Here is a 1,287-nt window from a genome sequence, read left to right as displayed (position 1 = left end):
CTAGTAGTAAATATCATTAAAAGGTTTACGTAATACAATTCCCTCCCGTACAATGATCGAGAGAAATTTTGGTCAAAACCATAAAGGACGGGGGGAGATAATGGGACGAAAGACGGATCGAGCACCATTGGTATTAACGCCAAAAGAAAAGGAAAGTCTCACGAGACTCTCGCAGTCCCGGACGGCTTCCAAGCGGGAGATTGAACGAGCGTGCATTTTATTGAAATATGCAGAAGGGATGTCTTTCTCGGAAATTCATCGGGAGATCCGTCTGTCTCGCCCATCTATTTACAAATGCATCGACAAGGCATTGGCCGCCGGAGTCTCTGTAGGGCTCAAGGATAAATATCATCGACCGAAAAGCCCTGAGATCACGGAAGAGGCTAAAAGTTGGGTAGTGAGTCTGGCCTGCTGCAAGCCCAAGGACCATGGATTTGCGGCAGAATTGTGGACCCTATCGGCTTTGACGGCTTTTGTTCACGAGAGAGCGGAATCGGCGGGATTTCCAAGATTGGCCCGTGTTCCGAAGATGACGATATGGCGGATTCTGGATACAGCCAACATCAAGCCGCACCGAATCCGGTACTATCTGGAAAAGAAGGATCCAGATTTTGACCGGAAGATGAGGGAAGTCCTGATGGTTTATCAGGAGGTTAATCTTCAGAATGACCGGAAAAAATTACAGGACAAGCCGGTTCCTGAGGAGATCCGCCCGGTCATTACTGTCAGCGTGGACGAGAAACCGGGAGTCCAGGCAATCCAGAACACGGCCCCCGATTTGCCTCCCGTCCCCGGACGCCACGCCGAAGTCGGGCGCGACTACGAATATATCCGTCATGGGACGCTTTCGATTCTTGCGGCCCTGGATCTTCATACGGGTGAAGTGATCGCCAATGTCGAAGAGCGTCACCGGAGCCAAGAGTTTGTCGCTCTGCTGAAGCGACTGGATGAGCGTTACCCGAAAGAGGCGACCATTCGGGTTGTTTTGGACAACCACTCGGCCCACATTTCCAAGGAGACCTTCGCCTATCTGGCCGCACATCCCAACCGGTTTGAGTATGTCCACACCCCCAAGCATGGATCCTGGCTCAATCTGGTGGAAACGGCGTTCTCGAAGATGGCCCGTACATTCTTGCGCCACATCCGGGTCTCCTCAAAGGAGGAACTGAAGGGCCGCATCGAAAAAGGGATTGCCGAATGGAACGAACACCCGGTTGTCTTCCGGTGGAGTAACTTCGATCTGGGCTTGGAATGATATGTAAGTTGTTTGATGTTATGTTGTACTAG

The 1,287-nt window shown here is 51.4% G+C and carries 1 protein-coding gene; it reads left to right on the top strand.

Annotation, left to right across the window (positions count from 1 at the left end):
- The first annotated feature begins 100 nt into the window (after positions 1-100).
- Positions 101-1,255 carry an IS630 family transposase gene (locus tag IV91_RS0104420; protein ID WP_031596347.1) on the top strand — a complete coding sequence of 385 codons (1,155 nt, stop codon included), beginning with the start codon at positions 101-103 and terminating at the stop codon, positions 1,253-1,255.
- The last annotated feature ends 32 nt before the right edge of the window (positions 1,256-1,287 follow it).

Source organism: Ferrovum myxofaciens, from assembly GCF_000735045.1.
GTDB classification, from domain to species: Bacteria; Pseudomonadota; Gammaproteobacteria; order Burkholderiales; family Ferrovaceae; genus Ferrovum; species Ferrovum myxofaciens.
This window is presented reverse-complemented; position numbering and strand designations above follow the sequence as displayed.